Below are 2,173 nucleotides of genomic sequence, written 5' to 3'. Positions count from 1 at the left end.
GCTTCATCGCCATCTCTTCCATGGCCTTGGGGTCCATCTGGCCGTCCTGGGCGGCGGCGGGCTGCAGCAGGCCCATCGTCGCGGCCAGCAGGCCGGCCGTGAGCAGGAGATTCAGGGGACGACGCATGGCGGCTCCTTGCGGGGGTGGTGAACGAGGCGTGAAACAGGAGCGGACAGGCTAGGCAAGGACCGGCCTTCAGGCAAGTGCGAGACGGCTCAGCACCGGCCCGGGAACTTCCAGCGCCGGGGCGCCGGCGTCGGCTGCGCGTCGTGGTCGATGCGGCGCAGCGTTCCGTCGGGATCCAGCAGGCAGTAGGCGTGCCAAGATGCGTAAAGAACCCGGAGGGTGGCCGTCGGCACCGTCAGGAAGTCGATGGCGACGATCCCGGTCGCGTGGTTGCGCAGAAACGTGCGCCAGGACTGCGGCGCCGGGCCGGGTCGCCTGACCATGTACTTGCTGACGGTCGTCTCGGCGACATCGTACCCGAGCTTGAGCAGTTCGCCGTGGATGTGCGGCGCTCCCCAGAGCGGGTTCTCGATCGATAGCCGACGGATCGAGCCGCGCACTTCAGCCTCGACGAGCGGACGCCCCGGCCGCTGCCTTCGGCTCTTCCGTGCGCAATACAGCCGCCAACCCAGACGATGCCAGCCTATGACGGTGTCGGGCTGGACGATGGTCAGGTGTTGCTTCCAATCGCCCAAGGATCTCGAAGTCCAGACCAAGAGCGTGCGGTCAGCGGTCCTGAGCTGCGGCCGCCTCGCATTGCGTTGCAGAACTTCGAGTTGGTGGCGCAGCACGAGGTTCTCAAGGGCGAGTTGCTGCTTTGAACGGAATGCTGCAGCGAGTGCAAGCAGGGTGATTCGGGTGTGCCCCTCTTCGAACTCGCCGGGAGATCTCGCGTCACTCCCACCCCTTCGCCGCGATCCACTGCCATCGCCTGACCTGCTGCCCGACTGCCGGCTCGAAATCCGTGAGCACCGGCCCGAGGAACGCCTCCAGATCCGTCACGACCTCACGAAACGAATCCGGCGCCTGCCCGATCCGGCTCCGGCGCCGAAAGGCATCCCACTGGACCTGCTTCGCCTCGATGAACGTGGACGAGAAGGCCGTCAGCGACCGGGAGCGCGCGCGCTCCCTTCTCTCGAACGTCAGGCGAACAGCTTCGGCCAGCGTCTCACCGTCGAAGTCGTACTGCTTCGACAACTGCCAGAGATCATAGAAGTCCTTCATCCGGCTGTTCAGCTCGCCGTGACGAACCATGGCCTCGAGCTTCTCGGCGATGACGCTCTCCCGGCTGTAGCACAGCAGTCGCGGCGCCTTGTCGCCCAGGATCGTCGGCAACTCGGCGGCGACAGGCGCCGGGTGGACGGCGTCGCCGAACCCGATGTCCACCTGCATGAAGATTCTTGCCGTATCAAGCCGCACCTCGAAACGGATCCTGATCCCGTCGTATTCCGCGTCCTCCGTGATGCGCTCGGCCCGAACCGATGCCGGGTTGAAGGTCAATCCGTCCGCCTCGCCCTCGACATCCATGATTTCCCGAATGACGTCACTGATATCCTCGGGGCGATTGCTCGTCCTGCCGAGCAGGTCAATGTCCATGGTCGGCCGCTGCACCGGGGAGTTCCAGACACGCAGCACCAAGGCGCCCTTGAGGATGAACTGCTCCGAGTGGCCGGATCTTGACAGGCGGTAGAGGAATCGCTCCATCGCATAGTACTGGAGCAGCTCGTCGAACGGACGCTGCTCAGCGCGGGCCAGGTTCAGGAGGCGCTGCCGGACGGATGCCGCGATGTTCGCGGGGGCCATCACTGCAACGCCTCCAGATAGGGACGCATCACCTGGTCGACGCGACAGATCCTCGCGTATTGGAGCACCGCATCGAAGTCAGGCCGACGGCGGGCCCGGTAGGACTTCAGCGCCTCCTGAACGACGTCCATGCCGATCCGGTTGCGGAACTTGAATGAATCGGCCAGCGTCTTTTCAGGGCAGTAGATCCGGACCGGCACTCCGTCGAGGCAGTGCTCGTCGATGCCCGCGGCGAAAGCTGCTGAACCGAAGCGATAGACCCGCAGCGGCGGGTGATCAAGCCTGGGAGTCCGCGAGCCCCTGGAAATCGCGAGGGATACTTCGTGGGGCACCTGGGTCGTCAGCCCATGAAAGGCAAGGGCG

Annotated in this window: 1 protein-coding gene and 1 pseudogene; both read right to left on the bottom strand. The window is 65.2% G+C overall.

Translation table 11 applies throughout. The annotated features are described in order from the left end of the window. Positions 1–429: 429 nt before the first annotated feature. Positions 430–861 (bottom strand): annotated as a pseudogene (locus tag FJ251_15670) (helix-turn-helix domain-containing protein). A gap of 40 nt (positions 862–901) precedes the next feature. Continuing rightward, the gene (locus FJ251_15665) at positions 902–1,810 is read right to left on the bottom strand and encodes a nucleotidyl transferase AbiEii/AbiGii toxin family protein (protein ID MBM4119141.1); all 909 of its coding nucleotides are present in this window, start codon (positions 1,808–1,810) and stop codon (positions 902–904) included. Positions 1,811–2,173 lie beyond the last annotated feature (363 nt).

The organism is bacterium (genome assembly GCA_016873475.1).
GTDB lineage: Bacteria > Krumholzibacteriota > Krumholzibacteriia > JACNKJ01 > JACNKJ01 > VGXI01.
The sequence above is the reverse complement of the archived record's forward strand: the minus strand, read 5'-3'. Positions and strand labels throughout refer to the sequence as shown.

What these genes read in the sequence shown, in the direction of transcription:
- FJ251_15665 (MBM4119141.1), bottom strand. Translation starts at nt 1,810, where the DNA reads ATGGCCCCCGCGAACATCGCGGCATCCGTCCGGCAGCGCCTCCTGAAC.